The organism is Paraburkholderia solitsugae (genome assembly GCF_013177695.1).
In the GTDB taxonomy this organism is placed as follows: Bacteria; Pseudomonadota; Gammaproteobacteria; order Burkholderiales; family Burkholderiaceae; genus Paraburkholderia; species Paraburkholderia solitsugae.
Genome location: NZ_WOEY01000095.1, coordinates 15,749 through 31,326 on the forward strand (window position 1 = coordinate 15,749; position 15,578 = coordinate 31,326).

Annotated in this window: 15 protein-coding genes and 3 pseudogenes; 10 read left to right on the top strand and 8 right to left on the bottom strand. The window is 59.3% G+C overall.

Features of this window, described 5'->3' with window-relative positions:
• Positions 1-65: 65 nt before the first annotated feature.
• Positions 66-1,052, bottom strand: a complete 987-nt coding sequence (locus GNZ12_RS24570; RefSeq protein WP_172314523.1) for a LysR family transcriptional regulator — start codon at positions 1,050-1,052, stop codon at positions 66-68.
• Positions 1,053-1,205: 153 nt separating this feature from the next.
• A pseudogene (locus tag GNZ12_RS24575) lies at positions 1,206-1,376 on the bottom strand (peptide-methionine (S)-S-oxide reductase MsrA); the annotation flags it as partial.
• A gap of 80 nt (positions 1,377-1,456) precedes the next feature.
• On the opposite strand from GNZ12_RS24575, the pseudogene GNZ12_RS24580 reads away from it, so the two are divergent.
• Both GNZ12_RS24580 and GNZ12_RS24585 read left to right on the top strand, forming a co-directional pair.
• Positions 1,457-1,601 (top strand): annotated as a pseudogene (locus GNZ12_RS24580) (IS5/IS1182 family transposase); the annotation flags it as partial.
• Positions 1,602-1,754: pseudogene (locus GNZ12_RS24585) on the top strand (IS5/IS1182 family transposase); the annotation flags it as partial.
• Between the two features lie 126 nt (positions 1,755-1,880).
• On the opposite strand, the gene GNZ12_RS24590 reads toward GNZ12_RS24585, so the two are convergent.
• From GNZ12_RS24590 to GNZ12_RS24605, 4 genes are all read right to left on the bottom strand, one after another.
• Positions 1,881-2,240, bottom strand: coding sequence for a COG4315 family predicted lipoprotein (locus GNZ12_RS24590; protein ID WP_172314525.1), 360 nt, complete (start codon positions 2,238-2,240; stop codon positions 1,881-1,883).
• A gap of 409 nt (positions 2,241-2,649) precedes the next feature.
• Positions 2,650-4,113: an amidase gene (locus tag GNZ12_RS24595; protein WP_172314549.1), complete on the bottom strand. Its 1,464-nt coding sequence runs from the start codon at positions 4,111-4,113 to the stop codon at positions 2,650-2,652.
• Between the two features lie 88 nt (positions 4,114-4,201).
• Positions 4,202-5,527, bottom strand: a complete 1,326-nt coding sequence (locus GNZ12_RS24600; protein WP_172314551.1) for an MFS transporter — start codon at positions 5,525-5,527, stop codon at positions 4,202-4,204.
• 211 nt (positions 5,528-5,738) lie between these two features.
• On the bottom strand, positions 5,739-7,004 hold the full coding sequence (locus GNZ12_RS24605) for a M20 family metallo-hydrolase (RefSeq protein WP_172314553.1): 1,266 nt from the start codon (positions 7,002-7,004) through the stop codon (positions 5,739-5,741).
• Between the two features lie 399 nt (positions 7,005-7,403).
• On the opposite strand from GNZ12_RS24605, the gene GNZ12_RS24610 reads away from it, so the two are divergent.
• Positions 7,404-7,976 (top strand): cupin domain-containing protein, encoded by a 573-nt coding sequence (locus GNZ12_RS24610; RefSeq protein WP_172314555.1) that lies wholly within the window; start codon positions 7,404-7,406, stop codon positions 7,974-7,976.
• An 87-nt stretch (positions 7,977-8,063) separates the two neighbouring features.
• Here GNZ12_RS24610 and GNZ12_RS24615 read toward each other — a convergent pair whose 3' ends face one another.
• On the bottom strand, positions 8,064-9,542 hold the full coding sequence (locus GNZ12_RS24615) for a YncE family protein (RefSeq protein WP_172314557.1): 1,479 nt from the start codon (positions 9,540-9,542) through the stop codon (positions 8,064-8,066).
• A complete protein-coding gene (locus GNZ12_RS24620) occupies positions 9,542-10,018 on the bottom strand; it encodes a DUF305 domain-containing protein (RefSeq protein ID WP_172314559.1) in 477 nt (158 codons plus the stop codon). The genes GNZ12_RS24615 and GNZ12_RS24620 overlap by 1 nt, the downstream gene beginning before the upstream one ends.
• A gap of 503 nt (positions 10,019-10,521) precedes the next feature.
• Here GNZ12_RS24620 and GNZ12_RS24625 point away from each other — a divergent pair.
• The 7 genes from GNZ12_RS24625 to tatB all read left to right on the top strand — a co-directional run bounded on the left by GNZ12_RS24625 (position 10,522) and on the right by tatB (position 15,575).
• Entirely contained in the window at positions 10,522-10,923 is a 402-nt protein-coding gene (locus tag GNZ12_RS24625; RefSeq protein ID WP_407947728.1) for a DUF4148 domain-containing protein, read from the top strand.
• A 66-nt stretch (positions 10,924-10,989) separates the two neighbouring features.
• A complete protein-coding gene (locus tag GNZ12_RS24630; RefSeq protein WP_216673342.1) occupies positions 10,990-11,307 on the top strand; it encodes a DUF4148 domain-containing protein in 318 nt (105 codons plus the stop codon).
• A gap of 312 nt (positions 11,308-11,619) precedes the next feature.
• Positions 11,620-12,663, top strand: coding sequence for an alpha/beta fold hydrolase (locus GNZ12_RS24635; protein ID WP_172314563.1), 1,044 nt, complete (start codon positions 11,620-11,622; stop codon positions 12,661-12,663).
• A gap of 198 nt (positions 12,664-12,861) precedes the next feature.
• Positions 12,862-13,146, top strand: a complete 285-nt coding sequence (locus tag GNZ12_RS24640; protein ID WP_172314565.1) for a hypothetical protein — start codon at positions 12,862-12,864, stop codon at positions 13,144-13,146.
• Between the two features lie 159 nt (positions 13,147-13,305).
• Positions 13,306-14,577, top strand: coding sequence for an epoxide hydrolase family protein (locus GNZ12_RS24645; RefSeq protein ID WP_172314567.1), 1,272 nt, complete (start codon positions 13,306-13,308; stop codon positions 14,575-14,577).
• A gap of 152 nt (positions 14,578-14,729) precedes the next feature.
• Positions 14,730-14,957: a Sec-independent protein translocase subunit TatA gene (gene tatA, locus GNZ12_RS24650; RefSeq protein ID WP_172314569.1), complete on the top strand. Its 228-nt coding sequence runs from the start codon at positions 14,730-14,732 to the stop codon at positions 14,955-14,957.
• Between the two features lie 81 nt (positions 14,958-15,038).
• Positions 15,039-15,575: a Sec-independent protein translocase protein TatB gene (gene tatB, locus GNZ12_RS24655; protein WP_172314571.1), complete on the top strand. Its 537-nt coding sequence runs from the start codon at positions 15,039-15,041 to the stop codon at positions 15,573-15,575.
• Positions 15,576-15,578 lie beyond the last annotated feature (3 nt).

Sequence of the window (15,578 nt, forward strand, 5' to 3'; positions counted from 1 at the left end):
CACGGCGCGCCAGCACGCAAACGAATCGACGACACTCCCGGAGCCAGGAAAGAACATCTGCGCGGCTATGCCGCGAGTTCAATCCTGGCCCGAGGATTTGCGTTGTCGATAGAGCGGAAATGGGCAACGCATGCGTCGATGAAATTCCTCGTACGGCGTGGTACCGTCCTGTTCCGGATGAATCCCACGCCCAGTTCCGCCGGCTCCCTGTCAACCTCGTAACCGGGTACTACCAACTGCAGCCGCCCTTCTTCGAGATACCTTGACACCAGAACCTCAGGGACAAGCGCCATGCCAAAACCAGATAATGCGAGGCGAATCACGGAGGCCGCATCCACGACCATGGTCACTGCCGCACCTGCCATCCTGGCGACGCCTGCGTCCCGCTCAAAGCGAAGATCTGCTGTTGCAGCGGTATCGGTCCCGCACAACACGAGGACATGCTTTGCGAAATCCAACGGGGAGCGATGAGATCGATGTCGGTCGAGATAGGTCCTGCTAGCCACAAGTAAAACCGGCGAACGAAGTAAAGGACGGTAAACCGCACGTCCGTCCAAAATATGACCCGGCGGGCATACGGCGACATCGCAGGTTCCGTGCTCCAGTTTTAGCGGCTCACTCGATGTACTTACGATCACACTGACGTCCGGCGCATCGTGTTGGTACTGGCTAATCACCTGTGTCAGGCCTGCTTCGATCGCGATTGGGTGAGCCACGACGCGCAGAACACCCTTAGGCTCGTTGCGCTCGCTCAGGAGGCGCTGCTCACCATCACGCAGCCGCTCCAGAGTCTCGACACAAAGCGCGAGGTATTCGCGCGCATCCTCCGCCAGCGCAACATGTCGCGTCGAGCGATGGAAGAGCGTGACCTGAGTATGCGCTTCAAGATTGTTGATTGCGCGTGACAAGGCTCCGGGCGAGATCTTCAGATGGCTGGCTGCCTTTGTGAAGCTCTCGAAACGAGCCACGGCTACGAACGCTTCTATTAATGCTAAGTTATCCATAGATTTTCCATTTTGCTGATTTGCGTTTTTGCCGGTCGCATCAACCATGACATTTTCCAGATGTTTGATGCTTACCGGATGCGCCGCTGTCGATCGGCTAGTTTTCATATAGATTAAACACAACATGCCCGACATTATTCCAACCTGAGTGAAGCATTTCCCCCGATCGGAGCGAACGATCTGCCTACGACGGCGTGGTTTTCAGCAGACCGGGGCGCTGAGGTACGGATCAGGAAACGTCTTTTTCAGGTTGCCCAATTTCGGTAACTCGTTGAAGACAATGTACGGGTCGTCAGAATGGAGCGCGAGAAAATTCTGGTGGTAGGTTTCGGCCAGATAGAAACCCTTGAAGTTCTCCACGCGAGTGACGATCTGCGTGGCATTGGTGCGCGGCCATGTCGATGAAAGGTTGGGGTAATAGAGTGACGGCCGCACTATTCAGAAGCTGACGCATGCTGCACAAGCACAACGCCGATCGCCGGCATCACATCGCGAAGATGGCGCATCGTGTGACGAACTGGCCGGAGTACGAAGCGGGCCTGCGCAGCCGGGGGGAGCCTGACGTTGTGGATCACGCCCGAGGCGCTGGCGCAGTGGATGGGCCGCTACAAGGCGCTGATTGGCCCGCGTCTGCGGGCTCGCCATCCCGATGCTCAGCAAACCGAAGCAGCGATCGGCGTGGCGGTGCGCAACCGCATGCTGGCCGCCGCACGCCCGAAGTCCGTTCGCGGCCAGGTTCCCGCAGCATAGTCCGTGGGGAAAGAGGTACATTGCGCACACCGTCGCGTCCATGCACCAACGCCACGCTCTCCCCACCGAACCGCTCGTCGCGGCACTCGGCGCGCAGGACCGGTCAAGTGCCGCCGCGTAGCACCTTCAGGGCTTCGCCATATGCCAAATGCCCTTGAAGCCATCGCCGTTCATCTGTCCCGGCTGAGTGTCCTTCGAGAAGCGATAGAGCGGGTGTCCCTTATAGGCCCACTGGTTCCCGCCGTCGGCCGTGGGCACGAAACTCCAGTCGCCACTGGCCTTGTCGTCCGCACTGGCGTGCGTGGCCGGCCATAGCTTCGTGCAGTCTCCCGTGCAGGCGCTCTTCCCGGGGGTGGTGTCCTTGTCGAACGTGTAGAGCGTCATGCCGTTTTCGTCGACGAGCATGCCGTTAGAAACCTTGGGCGCCTCGGCGAACGAGGCAACGGGAATCGCGCAGGCAATGACGCAAAGCAAGGTCTTGATCATGATTTCAGTCCTTCTATAGACACATAAACAATGTCGCCCGATCGGCGGCATCGTCGGTCGGCCCGTTGGAAACATCTGTTCTAACGGATGAACGGCGACGCGACCGTAGCGACTCTATCTACGCTAACACTTCACGGTCAAAATTATTCAAATCTGTCGGCGAAAACACCGATATCCGGGAGAGGAAGCAAACTTACCCCCACCCCATTTATTGACACCCCTGCCGAACAAAACCTTGGTCAGAGGGCAATCGCTCGCCAATGAAGTGCGTCCCTTGAGGACTCGTTGCCTCTTCGTACGTGGGCAGCGTTGTTTTTTATCATCGCTCTGGCCCGTTCGGTCAATTGCCACTGCCCAGCATCAGGGTGGTCTCGATCGCCAGATCTGAACAGCGGGCCTGGCCGCCTGGTTAGTCCGGGGAATTCGTCCCTGCCCATACTGGCGGGCGGCGTTCGGACCACGGCATGGCGACCTCTAACTGGGCTGCTAGACGGAAGAGAATATCCTCTCGTCCAAAGCTCGCGCAAAAATGCGACCCAATTGGCAGTCCCGTCTCGTCGTCGAACGACAGCGGAACCGACATGGCCGGCAGTCCCGCAACGTTCGCCAATGCAGTGAACGGCGTCTGCCCAAGCACATGAGCAATCCAGCCAAGACCATCGACGGAAGTCTCGACGCGGTTGTATTCACCAACGCGCGGCGCCAGACCGGGTAGCGTCGGCGTCAAGACGACGTCGTAGTGTTGGAAAATGCGCCCTGCCGCACGCGCCACGGTATTTCGTGTCTGCAGCGCAGCCAGCAAATCCGTGCCGCTGACGCGACTGCCATACTCATAGACCGCATACGTTGCCGGTTCGAGGAACTCCGTCGTGACCAGCCTTCCGGTTGCCGCAGAGAGCATATCGAGCCTCAGGGCAGCGTTCGCAGTCCAGAATTGTGCATTCGCATGAACGAAAGCATCCCAGCTGACGCCGAGGTCCGGCGTGACTTCTTCGACTTCGTGGCCGAGCGATGCCAGACAGCGCGCGACAGCCAGCGTGGCGTTCGCCACCACGGCCGCTGTTCGGGCGCCGTTCGCGGGATTCAACATGAAGCCGATCTTGAGCTTGCCCGGGCTTCGCTGGAGCTCAGACAGATAGCTGTTGGTGGGCGGCGCAATATAGTACGGCTCGCCGATGCCTCCGCCGTTGACAGCGTCAAGGAGAGCGGCGCTATCACGCACTGAGCGACTCACCCCCATGTGCACCCCGAGTCCGTTCCATACCTCGTCCACAGCCGGGCCGTTCGAGACACGCCCTCTTGTCGGCTTCATCCCGAACAAGCCATTGAAGGCCGCAGGCACGCGGATGGAACCACCGCCGTCGGTAGCATGTGCGAGCGGGACGATACCGGCAGCGACGGCTGCACCAGCGCCACCGCTCGAGCCGCCTGCGCCGCGTTCGAGATTCCACGGATTTCTGGTCGGACCGCACATACGGCCCTCGGTGGTCGTGCTCACCGCCAGTTCAGGTGTCGTCGTGCGACCGATCGTGGCGAGGCCGGCTTTGCGGAAGCTGACCATCAGATTGGAGTCCTCCGAGGCGACAAGCCCTTCAGCGATCCGGCTCCCCATTTCGCAGCAACGCCCTTTGATCGTCACGCCCAGGTCCTTGACCAGAAACGGCACACCCGACACAGGGTGAGCTCCGGCGTCTTCCGATATTACCGGGGCCTCTTCCGCAGCCCAGGACTCGACCACGGCGTTAATCTTCGGGTTGATTTCACGGAGTGCGCGCAGCGCTGCCGACGCGACTTCCGAAGCGCTGACTTCTCCGCACGAAATCAGATGACTCAAACCCACGCCGTCAAAGGAGGCGTATTCGGCGAGATTCATGACAACCTCCAAATGGATATGAACAAGAACAGTGGGCGATCAGGGAACGCGCGCGCAATTCGACGAAACGCGAGGCGGATCTACGCCTTCATGCCAAAGTCTCGGACACCGAAGTTACCGTCGCAGGATGCTTCGGCGAGAGTCGCAGCAAGAAGATCAGAATCGCCGATATGAGCAGCATGGCCGCCATGACGAGAAAGCCAAGGTGCATATTGCCTGTGGCGGTCTTCGCCCATCCGATGATGGCCGGCCCCCAGAACCCGCCGGAAAGGCCAATTGTGTTGATGAATGCAATTGCTCCCGCGCTCGCATCGCCTTTAATGTACTCGGACGGAACGGCCCAGAATACGACATTCGCCATCCATGTCATTGCCGTTGCAAGCGTAAAGAGGACGATCGCAGCAAGCAAACTGCCGTCAAAAAATACCCATGCGCAAATCGAGAGGAACGCGATGAATACTGGCACGGCAATGTGGTAGCGCCGCTCACCATGCCGGTCGGAACTGCGACCACCGTAAAAAATGGTCAATGCGGCGACTGCGTATGGAATAGCCGCGTACCAGCCCACCGCCACCGTACTGCCGGCGCCCGCCAATTTAAAAATCGTCGGAAGCCAGAAGCTCACAGCATAGATCGGCGCGATGAGACAGAGGTAGGCTATCGCAAGAACATAGACTTTCGGGTCCTTCAAAACGGCGCCAAACGAACCGTGTCGCCCGTTGGCGGTGTCCAATTCGGTGGCGAGCAGGCGCTTTTCCTCAGCGTTGAGCCATGTGGCAGTATCCGGCCCGTCGGGTAGCAGGAAAAAGGCGACGATGCCCAGCAGGACACAGGGCGCGCCTTCTAGCAGAAACATCCATTGCCAGCCAGACAGATTCCCGACGCCGACAAAGTCCGTCATCAACCAACCGGCAACAGGACCACCGAAGACGCCGCTGATCGGGCCGGCGAGCCAGACGATAGAGATCGCACCCGCTGCGCGCGAGGGCCCGTACCAGCGTGACAGATAGAACAATACGCCCGGTGCAAAGCCCGCTTCGAAGACGCCCAGCAGGAATCGCACCGCATAAAACGCCGGTACGCTGTGCACAAACATCATGCACGCCGAAGTGATCCCCCACAACACCATGATCCGGCTGAAGGTCGCACGAGCGCCGATCTTCGGGAGCAACAGGTTGCTAGGCAGTTCGAATAACACATAGCCCACGAAGAAGATACCGGCACCCACGCCATACACTGCATCGGAAAACTGCAGATCGCTCTGCATCTGCAGTTTGGCGAAGCCGACGTTAACCCGGTCGAGGTACGCAAACACGAAACCGATAAGTAGAATCGGCAGCAAACGCCAATTGAGCTTGCGATAGAGCGCTGATGCGCCGCTGTCGCCTCCTGAGATTTGATTTGTTTCCAGCAACTTAGCCTCGATTCAGTCAGTATCCGCAGGGTCGTGCAATCACGATCTCGCTGAGCCGCAGGCAGGCAGCGCCACTCCATGTAGCGCTGCTGTCCGGACAATACGCGTTGGCTCCCCGCTTTGCGCAGGCAGCGGCGCAAAGCGGCATGGAGAATCGATCTGCCTGAGTCAGAGCGTGGGCAACACCACCCATGCCATCGACGCTCCCCAATTACAGTTCCATGGTTGCAGCGACCAGCAATGCATCGCACAAGATCTGAGTTCCTGCACACAGATCCTCGTCTTCGGTATGTTCCAACTCGTTGTGACTGATGCCCTTCTCGCTTGGCACAAAGATCATTGCGGTTGGAGTGCGGTCGGCCATGTACTTGGCATCATGGGTCGCGCCGGAGACCATGCTCATGTGCGCGAATCCCCGGCTTTCGGCCGCGTTTAGAACCACCGACACGAGCCGCTCGTCGAACAGCACGGGACTCGATCGAAGCAACGCTTTTGCGGAGATGGAGCAATGCTCGATCTCGCCCGAACAGATCTCGAGAATCCGGTCGCCAGTGCGCAATAAATGCTCGGGGTCCGGATGCCGGAGATCGATGCAAAACGTGACCTTGCCGGGTACGACGTGCGGCGATCCGGGCGCCACTTCGAACCGTCCGACCGTGAAACGCAGGACGTCGAGAGGATCGGCCACCTCGGAGCGGATCCGGGCGATCAGTGCATTCGCCGCGACCAATGCGTCCTTGCGATGTTTTGAAGGCGTCGTGCCGGCGTGGGCTGCGAACCCTAGAACCTCGACCTGATATAAATGAAGGCCTTGAATGGCGCTGACGACACCAATGTCGCAACGCGCACCCTCGAGCACGGGTCCCTGTTCAATATGCGCTTCTATGTAGGCGAACCCCTGCGCTCCAAGCGGCCTGCTTTCCAGGGGCGGCAATTGCGAAATTTGCTGCGCCAATGCCTCGCTTACAGTCATGCCCTTGGTGTCTTGCGTCGCCAGTACGCGTTCGAGCGGAACTGCGCCTGCTGCAACAGCCGAGCCCATCGTGACCGGCGCGAATCGCGAGCCCTCCTCGTTCATCCAGACCACGAGTTCAACTGGACGCGCCGTCGCCACGTTGTGATCGTCTAACGTTTCGAGCACCTCGAGCCCGGCCAATACCCCAAACACACCGTCGAACTTGCCGCCGGTGGGTTGCGAATCGAGGTGCGACCCAGTCATGACGGGACTGAGACTGGAGCGGACACCCGGCCTGCGGATAAACAAATTGCCGATGGGATCGATGCTTGCCGTATAGCCCCGTGCCGTCGCCCACTGCAGTAAAAGTCGCCGCCCCTCAGTGTCTTCGGGAGTCAGAGCTTGACGGTTCACACCACCGTTGGCGGTCGCGCCGATCTGGGCCATCGCGCGATGGCGATCCAGGAGCCGGGGGCCATTGATGAGAGGTAAGCCTTTGGGTTGGGGGTTTTCAATTGCCATTGTGACTGGGACACCGTAGTTTTCATGGCATTGAATCTACCTACCAGCGAATTTCTTGTCAAGTTACTTGACTACAAAGACTCAAGCTTTCCTTGCCTGTACCGACGGAGCAACCTTGCGTAACCAGTTGGGGGCCCAATCGCTGGTGCTCGCGAGATCCTCTGAGCCGGGGCGTGAGCAAGATTCGATCGTCGAGCAGGAAGCTTCCTGCGTGCTGGCAGAGGTGGCATAGTGGCCGCCGGACCAGAAACTGATCTTGTCCCAAAGGACAAATTCGCGTGCCGAGCGTTTACACTCGCGCAAGGAGGAGCGCACCGATGAGCAACGCGAAGCGGGCGCGCTGAATGCTCGCGTTTAAATTGGAAGCGGTCCGACTGGTTAAATTTTGAAAAGATGGAAATGGATAACGAAATCGCCGTTGGCGCACGACTTAAACACGCGAGACTAAATCTCAAATTAAATTTGCGCCAGTTAGCCGACAAAGTCGGATGCACCGAAAGCTATCTATCCAAGGTTGAGAACAACAAGGTCCGACCTTCGCTACCCATGCTTCACAAGATCGCTGTCACGTTAGGAATCAGTGTCGCCAAGCTCTTTGTCGATGGCGACAACGCGGAAGGGCACGTGACGGTCATGCGAGATGGACAACGACAAGTATTGCGAACGGAGCACCATCGAGCTGGAGACGCTGTGTCTTTGGAGACATTGCTTCCCAGTCATCTATGCACTCTTTTAGAAGCCAATATTCATCATGTTCCCGCAGGCGCGTCGTCTCAGGGTTTTCTTGAGCACCAAGGCGAAGAAATGGGTTTCGTGCTCCAAGGCGAACTGGAGCTTACTGTTGGCGACCAAACTGTCAGCGTAGGCGCAGGCGACTCTTTCTTTTTCCTTTCGCATTTACCGCACGGCTATCGAAATATCGGAAGCGTTGACGCTAGAGTTCTATGGGTCAATACCCCACAGAGCTTCTAACCAGCAGGCTGTTGGACAGCGAGCGAAAGCAAAGTGGCTTCGACGCTTTGCTTTCGCCATTTTCCGCATGAAAGGTACGCTTACCCCTTAAAGCGCCTGCACCTGGACCGGCGCGCCCGGCTTACCCGATACTTGCGGAGCAATCACGAGGTAACGGCGCCTGTCGCCCGCCGTGCTTACCCCCGGCGCAACCACCTGGCGAATCTGGCCCAGCGCGTTGACAATCGCAGCGCCGGCTGGGTTCGTCATGAAGTTGGCGAGCGGCTCCACGCTACCGCTGCCATCGGGTTTGTCCGAGAAGCCCAGCACATAGGGCTGCTTCGGCTGCAACCCTGTCACGGCCGCCTGGAGAACCTGCACCAGTCCCTGATCGAACAAAGTGACCGTGGTGGCGGCGCTCGCGGCGCCCGCCGGTTTGCCTGTGCCAACGGGCATCAGCGCGAGATGGGTAGTCTGCCCCGCCAACCCGAGCGGTTGCGTGTTCTGAGTGCCGTCGCCTTCCGGCACGGCATTCGGCACGTAGGCCACTGCCTGCGGCGCCTGCCCGATCGGCACGTTGGCAACGACCTTGTTGGTCAGCGTATCGATCGCGGACATCTCATCGGCGTTTTCGAGGCCAACGTAGACGCGGGTACCGTCACCCGACGGCCAGATACCGTGCGGCAGATTCCCGACGGGAATGGTTGCAACCTGTGAGAAATCGTCAGTGCGGAACACCTTCACCTGATTCAGCCCGCCAACGGTAACGTAAGCAAACATGCCATTGGCGTTGTGCACGATGTTCACGTGATTCGTGATCGGGCCGGTATCGATAGTCTTGAGCAAAGCGAACGGCGGACGCGCGTCAAACACCTGAGTCTTGCCAACATCCTTCAACGTAAACCAAACCTGTTTTCCATCCGGGGTGGCTGCCAGGTCGGGACAGAACGGACTAGCCTGCGTGACTTTGCCAACCATCTTGTGGTCGGCCAACGAGATCACGTCCGTCTCCGGATTGAACGACGAACACACGTATCCATACTTGCCGTCCGGAGAAAAGATCTGCATGCCGGGGCCCGCGGGAACGGTAATGCGCGTCTTTTCTTCGAAGGTCTTGCCGTCAAGGACAGCGACATAGTTTTCGCCACGCACGGTCACCCAGACTTCCTTGCCGTCCGGCGTGAAGAACGCCTCATGCGGCGACCGGCCGACGTAGCTGACATGCTTGATCGCGTTCGTCTGTGTGTCGATGAACGTGACGGAATTGGAGCCGATCGACACCACGGCGAGCGTGTGGTGGTCCGGCGAGAAGCCCATGCCGTGCACAAGCAGCTGGCCGCGATACAGCGGGCTGAAGTTGGCGGGCGCCGGATCGCCGAGGCGGATTACACCGACCAGGTGGTTGTCGGCGGGATCGATCACGGAGACCGTGTTGGAGAACTGCTCGGCTGCGTACACGCGATCATGGTGGCTGACCGGGATGTCCGGATCGGAGAGCGAACCGGGCGCCTGGCCAGCCGAGGCAGACTGCGCAGCGGTGAACGCGAGGGCCGCGAGGACGGTCGAGGCGATGGACGTGGGCTTCATCACGGCTCCTTCTGCATGTTCATGTGCATATTGTTAGGGGACATCGAATGTGCCGGCACGGGGGCGGATGCGGCCGTCGGCTGGTCGGGCACAGGGGCGGGCGCCGGCAGCGTCTGGCCCAGCGCGAGCCGCATCGCGACGATTTCCTGCTGCTGCTCAACCACGATTTCCTGGGCGATGCGGCGCAGTTGCTCGTTGTGTCCATAGCGCAGTTCGGCCTGCGCCATGTCGATTGCGCCTTGATGGTGCGGCACCATCATCGCCACGAAGTCCCGATCGATGTCGCCTGTCGGCTTGATGGACATGCCGTCCATCATCTTCGTCATCGCCGTGTCGTTTTCGGAGAGAAAGGCTGCCTCTTCGGCACTCGTACCGGCGGGGCCTGCGGCAAACGTGGGAACAGAAGTGCCCACTATCGCCGCGAGGGCAGCGAGTACAACCGAAGGGCGTCTGAGCCGGCGGCGAAAGGAACGCATGATTGGAACTCCTGCGCGCAATCCGGATGGACATTCATAGAGCAAATACGGCCGTAAGACCGATTAATCCACCCGCTGCAACTTATTCCTGAAGCGAAGACGCGAATGCCAACTTTTGTGTTGCGCAAGCGAGCCGCTCGCAACTCATCACGGATGTCGATTCTTCACACCAGACGGGTGGTTTATACCGCGTACACAGCTCTACGCACGGTGCTAGACGCCCCAGGAAACCGACACTGATTCAGTCTAGTCCCTGTCTATCGATTCAACCAGAGATCCGGATCTGAGCGGTCAACGGCAGAATGACTACAACGCGCGAGACGTCCGACTGAAACGGCGGCGTCCGACAGATTCTGTTAAAGCATGCCGCCCGCGGAATATCCACTCTCCGACCTGTGTTCGCGTAGGCATGAGCGATGCCGACTGCGCAATGGACTGCTCCCCGGTTACGAAAGCGGAATCGCGGCAGACAGAGTCAAGCACGGAATAAGTTCAGGCTGCATGTGTTCACCCAGAAACAACAACTTTCCACCCTCTCTCATTGTATTCAGGAGTTCGAAATTAAAACCGCTGCTCTCACCGTACTTTCCGTCGCCCTCTTCGCCACCGCCGGTATCGCCACCAGCGCGTCGGCGCAGGAAAAGACCCGCGCCGAAGTCCGTCAGGAACTGATCCAGGCCGAAACCCAAGGCCTGCAATTCGTCACTGACACGTCGTACCCCGAGGTCAACCCGATCTTCAAACAGCAGGTCGCCCGCCTCCAGTTGCAAGGCAGCGGCACCGGCGCCCCCATGGGAGGCTCGAGCGCTGCCGGCAAGCAGGCCATCACCGCTGTCGCCAGCACCGCCGCACCGTCGTCCTGCGTCGGCCCATCCGACTATTGCACACCGTATTTCGGCAGTTGACCCACCGCGTCACCGTGTACGCCGTACGACCAGCCATTCCCCCCTCGTCCGAAGGAGAAACGGATCATGAAAACGCTTGTTTGCCTTACTCTGGCTGCCTGTGCCCTCGCTGGCCCGCTCACGGGTTTCGCACAGTCCTCACCCGCCCCCCTGACCCGCGCCCAGGTTCAAGCTGAACTGATGCGGCTCGAGCAGGCCGGCTACAACCCCTCCGCGGGCGACGAGGGCGACTACCCTGCCGACATCCTCGCGGCCGAGGCGAAAGTCGCCGCAGAAGACGCGCAGCGACTGGCCGCTGGCTCTGTGGGCGGCACCGGGCAGACCGGATCCTCGCAGGCCGGCGCATCGACCGGTCCACTGGCAGGCAACTCACCGTCACGATGAACGCGCATGGCCGCTCATCCTGGCGGCGGCCTGGAAGCCAGGCTTTTGCTGAAAGGCGTCAGCCAGATTCCGATCGCTCACTGATTGCGCTGCATGCCGCACTTTTCCGTCGATGAGCATCGACTCCCGCCTCGCCTTTTTTGTATCTCAATGTGTCCGCGCCAGTGGTAATTACATAACGTTTCACTGGCGCTTCTCGCGGACACAAGCCAGATACGGCCACGGGTTCTACTACTTCCAAGCCAGATTGTCTGGCTTCGCAAGCGCAACCTGCACGGCGCTTATGTGGCTAATCTTTGAGGAGAATCAGCGATGCCGGACCAGATCAATACTCGACGTCGTCGTCTGCTTGGGACGACAGTTGCGAGTGTCAGTTTGTTGGAGTTGGGTTTGAGCGGACTCGCCAAGGCGCAGTCGAACGGCACGCCACCCAATACGAAAGCGGCAACGCGTGTTGCTTCATTCGAGAACATTCGCCAGGTCAACGCCGGAACGCTCAGTATGGGTTATGCGGAAGCGGGCCCGCAGCATGGACCGGTCGTCATCCTGCTGCACGGCTGGCCCTACGACATTTACAGCTTTGCCGAAGTCACGCCGTTGCTCGCAGCCGCTGGCTACCGGGTCATCGTGCCGTATCTGCGCGGCTATGGTTCGACGCGGTTCCTGTCGGCGGATACGCCGCGCAACGGTCAGCAGGCTGTGGTTGCCGTCGACATCATCGCGTTGATGGACGCATTGAAGATCGACAAAGCGATTTTTGGTGGCTTCGACTGGGGTGCACGCACGGTCAACATCATTGCCGCGCTGTGGCCGCAGCGATGCAAGGCGATGGTGTCGGTGAGCGGGTATCTGATCGGCAGTCAGGCAGCCAACAAGGCGCCGCTGCCGCCGAAGGCCGAGTTCGCCTGGTGGTATCAGTTCTATTTCGCCACGGAGCGTGGCTATGCGGGGTATGAAGCGAACCGCCACGACTTCAACCAGCTGATCTGGCGTCTCGCCTCGCCTAAATGGAATTTCGACGATACGACGTTCGATCGCTCGGCCGAGTCGTTCAACAATCCGGATCATGTCGCGGTAGTGATTCACAACTACCGCTGGCGTATGGGGCTGGCCAATGGCGAGCCGCAATACGACGAAATCGAAGCGCGTCTGGCGAAGGCGCCGGCCATTTCTGTTCCGACCATCACGATGGAGGGCGACGCCAACGGCGCACCGCATCCCGAGTCGGCGGCCTACGCGAAGAAGTTCACCGGCAAGTATCAACACCGGAACATCGGCGGCGGCATCGGACATAACCTGCCGCAGGAAGCGCCGAAGGCATTTGCCGATGCCGTTATCGACGTCGTTCGCCTTTAACCGGACTTTCTGCCGCAATCGCAGGGGAAATAAGTGGCCGACCCAGAGGGCTGCCACTGAAATCCCGCAGCCCCGGGGCTCGCGCCCCTGCATTTGCTACACATCTATTTCGTGCGTAACACACCGAAAGCCACCGTGTTACTGGTTGATCGGCTCAAGCGTCGATCTGCTTCCAACTCAATGTTTTGAGGTTTCGTCATGATCAAGCATCTCATTTTTGCCGCGGTCGTCGCCGCCAGCGCAGTCATCGTCTCTCCCGCTTTCGCAAGCGGCTATGGTCCCGCCCCTCACTACAACCCTCTCGCCGGCGCACCTGCGTCGCAACGCGGCCAGAGCGCGTTGACCGTCAGCGCTGAACAGGTCGAGCACATGGCGAGCGCGGACATCACGGCCCATTCATACGGCGGCGTGCGCGATATGACGTCGCAATCGAGTGCTCACGTTGTGCCTGACGTGTCGATCTCGCCGTATTCGCACCACTAGTCACTAATCACCTGTCACAACCTGCCTTATCCATTGTCTGATCCATGCTTCACCCCGGCTGGACCGTCAGGAAGTCCGGCAATGGAGCGTTCTTCTCGTGAACACTCCGGCGCATCGCGATGGGCGCGCCGGCTACTTTCTAGCGCCAGGATTTCAACCATGTCTTCAACACCGTTTTCACCCCGTCGACGTCATATTCTCGCGGCTTCAGCCTCGGTAGCCGCCGCCGGCCTGATTCCCGGATCCCTGTTCGCCGCAACCGGCGACGACAAGATCCACCCGTTCAAGGCCAACGTGCCAGAAGCCAGCCTCGTCGATCTGCGTCAACGGCTCGCCGCCACGCGCTGGCCCGGCAAGGAGACCGTCAACGATCAGTCTCAGGGCGTACAACTGGCGCGAATGCAGGCACTCGTCCAGTACTGGGGAACCGACTACGATTGGCGCAAGGGCGAGGCAAAACTTAACGCATTACCGATGTTCATGACCGAAATCGACGGTCTCGACATTCAGTTCATTCACGTGCGGTCTCGCCACAAGAATGCGATGCCGTTGATCATGACCCATGGGTGGCCGGGCTCGATTTTCGAAATGTTAAAGGTGATCGCTCCGCTTACCGATCCCACTGCATACGGTGGAAGCGCCGACGACGCGTTCCACATCGTCGTGCCATCGATACCCGGCTTCGGCTTCTCGGAGCAGCCGAAGACGACCGGCTGGGATTCCAATCACATCGCACGTGCGTGGGGCGAATTGATGGCCCGATTAGGCTACACCCGCTTCGTATCGCAAGGCGGTGATTGTGGATCAGTAATTTCGCACCGGATGGCCATGCAAAAGGTGAAGGGCTTGATCGGCATTCACGTCAACATGCCAGCAACAGTACCTCCCGACATCGCCACATTGCTCACCCTCGGCGAGCCTGCACCGAGCGACTTGTCGCCGAAGGAAAAGGCTGCATACGAGTCTCTCAATGTCTTCTATCGCGACAATTGTGGGTATGCGTCCATGATGGTGACCCGGCCGCAGACCGTTGGCTATGCACTGGCGGATTCACCTGTTGGGCAGGCCGCATGGATGTACGACAAGATCTGTCAATGGACGTATAGCGGGGGTATACCGGAACGCGTGCTCACGCGTGATGAGATGCTCGACGATATTTCGCTCTACTGGCTGACGAATAGCGCTACGTCCGCGGCCCAGATCTATTGGGAAGACCATTCCAACAACTTCAATGCTGTGGACATTTCCCTACCGGCTGCCGTGACGATCTTCCCGGGCGAGATCTATCGCGCACCGCGAAGCTGGACGGAACGCAGCTATCACAACCTCATCTACTTCAACGAGGTCAACAACGGCGGTCACTTCGCGGCATGGGAGCAGCCCGAGCTCTTCAGTCGCGAGGTCCGGGCAGCGTTCAGATCGCTGCGCTAACGCGGTTCCATTTCGGAAGCTGCCGTGGCAAGGCCAGTAGCAACATTTGATCGGTTTAATCAGCGGAGCGTCGATGCTCCGAATCGGGCCGCAAGGTCCGCGTTCTTCGTCGCGGGCGACACGTGCGACGCAGCCAGAGAGGGGTTTCAATCATGGGTTCGTTGAGCATTTGGCATTGGATGATCGTTTTGCTGATAGTGGCACTTGTTTTCGGTACGAAGAAGCTGCGTAACATCGGAGGCGATCTGGGTGGCGCAGTCAAGGGGTTCAAGGAAGGGTTGGCCGAAAGTGAAATTTCGGAAGGGCAGCGTGAATTGCCTCATAACGGCGTCGTTGACGTGGAAACAAAGAACATGACGCGTCGGGGCGAGTACCGGTAGTTATCGGATCAGTTTCACGGTCCATTTCAAATAAGTACGGTCTTGGCCGTACCCCTCCCCAGTTTCAGGAGCTTTGATTCCATGCTCGACCTCGGATTGACCAAAATGGCACTCATCGGCGTCGTCGCACTCGTCGTGCTCGGCCCAAAGCGCTTGCCCGGTGTGGCACGGACGGCGGGCGCACTGTTCGGCCGCGCGCAACGGTATATCGACGATATCAAGGCGGAAGTTGCCCGGGAGATTGACCTCGACGGTTTGAAGAGGACGCGCGCCGGGTTTGAAACAGCGGCGTTGGATGTCGAGAACAAGGTTCACGACGTACTGCGCCAGCAGGAAAGCGAACTCAACGACGCCTGGAATCCGGGCACTTCAAATTCGGACAATGCGGCAGGCGCCGGTGATCCAGATCAAACACACGTCGCCGGTAGTCCCTCGGGTGTAGTCAAGGACATCGGTAAGGCGTCGCAAACAAAGCGCAAGAACTGGCGCGTCAAGCAGGGTGCTATCCCGAACTGGTACAGGCACGCGACAGTGCGCAAGACGCGCCTGCAATCGCGGGCGTCGCAGGCTGCGTGGCGTATTCCTGAGACGCTGCGTCGCCCTACGCGGTTTATCTGATGT

Excerpts from the sequence above, each read along its gene's own strand:
- GNZ12_RS24635 (WP_172314563.1), top strand. The coding sequence starts at position 11,620 with ATGCCGGACCAGATCAATACTCGACGTCGTCGTCTGCTTGGGACGACA.
- GNZ12_RS24620 (WP_172314559.1), bottom strand. The coding sequence starts at position 10,018 with ATGCGTTCCTTTCGCCGCCGGCTCAGACGCCCTTCGGTTGTACTCGCT.
- GNZ12_RS24640 (WP_172314565.1), top strand. The coding sequence starts at position 12,862 with ATGATCAAGCATCTCATTTTTGCCGCGGTCGTCGCCGCCAGCGCAGTC.
- GNZ12_RS24615 (WP_172314557.1), bottom strand. The coding sequence starts at position 9,542 with ATGAAGCCCACGTCCATCGCCTCGACCGTCCTCGCGGCCCTCGCGTTC.
- tatB (WP_172314571.1), top strand. The coding sequence starts at position 15,039 with ATGCTCGACCTCGGATTGACCAAAATGGCACTCATCGGCGTCGTCGCA.
- GNZ12_RS24645 (WP_172314567.1), top strand. The coding sequence starts at position 13,306 with ATGTCTTCAACACCGTTTTCACCCCGTCGACGTCATATTCTCGCGGCT.
- GNZ12_RS24630 (WP_216673342.1), top strand. The coding sequence starts at position 10,990 with ATGAAAACGCTTGTTTGCCTTACTCTGGCTGCCTGTGCCCTCGCTGGC.
- GNZ12_RS24590 (WP_172314525.1), bottom strand. The coding sequence starts at position 2,240 with ATGATCAAGACCTTGCTTTGCGTCATTGCCTGCGCGATTCCCGTTGCC.
- GNZ12_RS24595 (WP_172314549.1), bottom strand. The coding sequence starts at position 4,113 with ATGAATCTCGCCGAATACGCCTCCTTTGACGGCGTGGGTTTGAGTCAT.
- GNZ12_RS24570 (WP_172314523.1), bottom strand. The coding sequence starts at position 1,052 with ATGGTTGATGCGACCGGCAAAAACGCAAATCAGCAAAATGGAAAATCT.
- tatA (WP_172314569.1), top strand. The coding sequence starts at position 14,730 with ATGGGTTCGTTGAGCATTTGGCATTGGATGATCGTTTTGCTGATAGTG.
- GNZ12_RS24610 (WP_172314555.1), top strand. The coding sequence starts at position 7,404 with ATGGATAACGAAATCGCCGTTGGCGCACGACTTAAACACGCGAGACTA.
- GNZ12_RS24605 (WP_172314553.1), bottom strand. The coding sequence starts at position 7,004 with ATGGCAATTGAAAACCCCCAACCCAAAGGCTTACCTCTCATCAATGGC.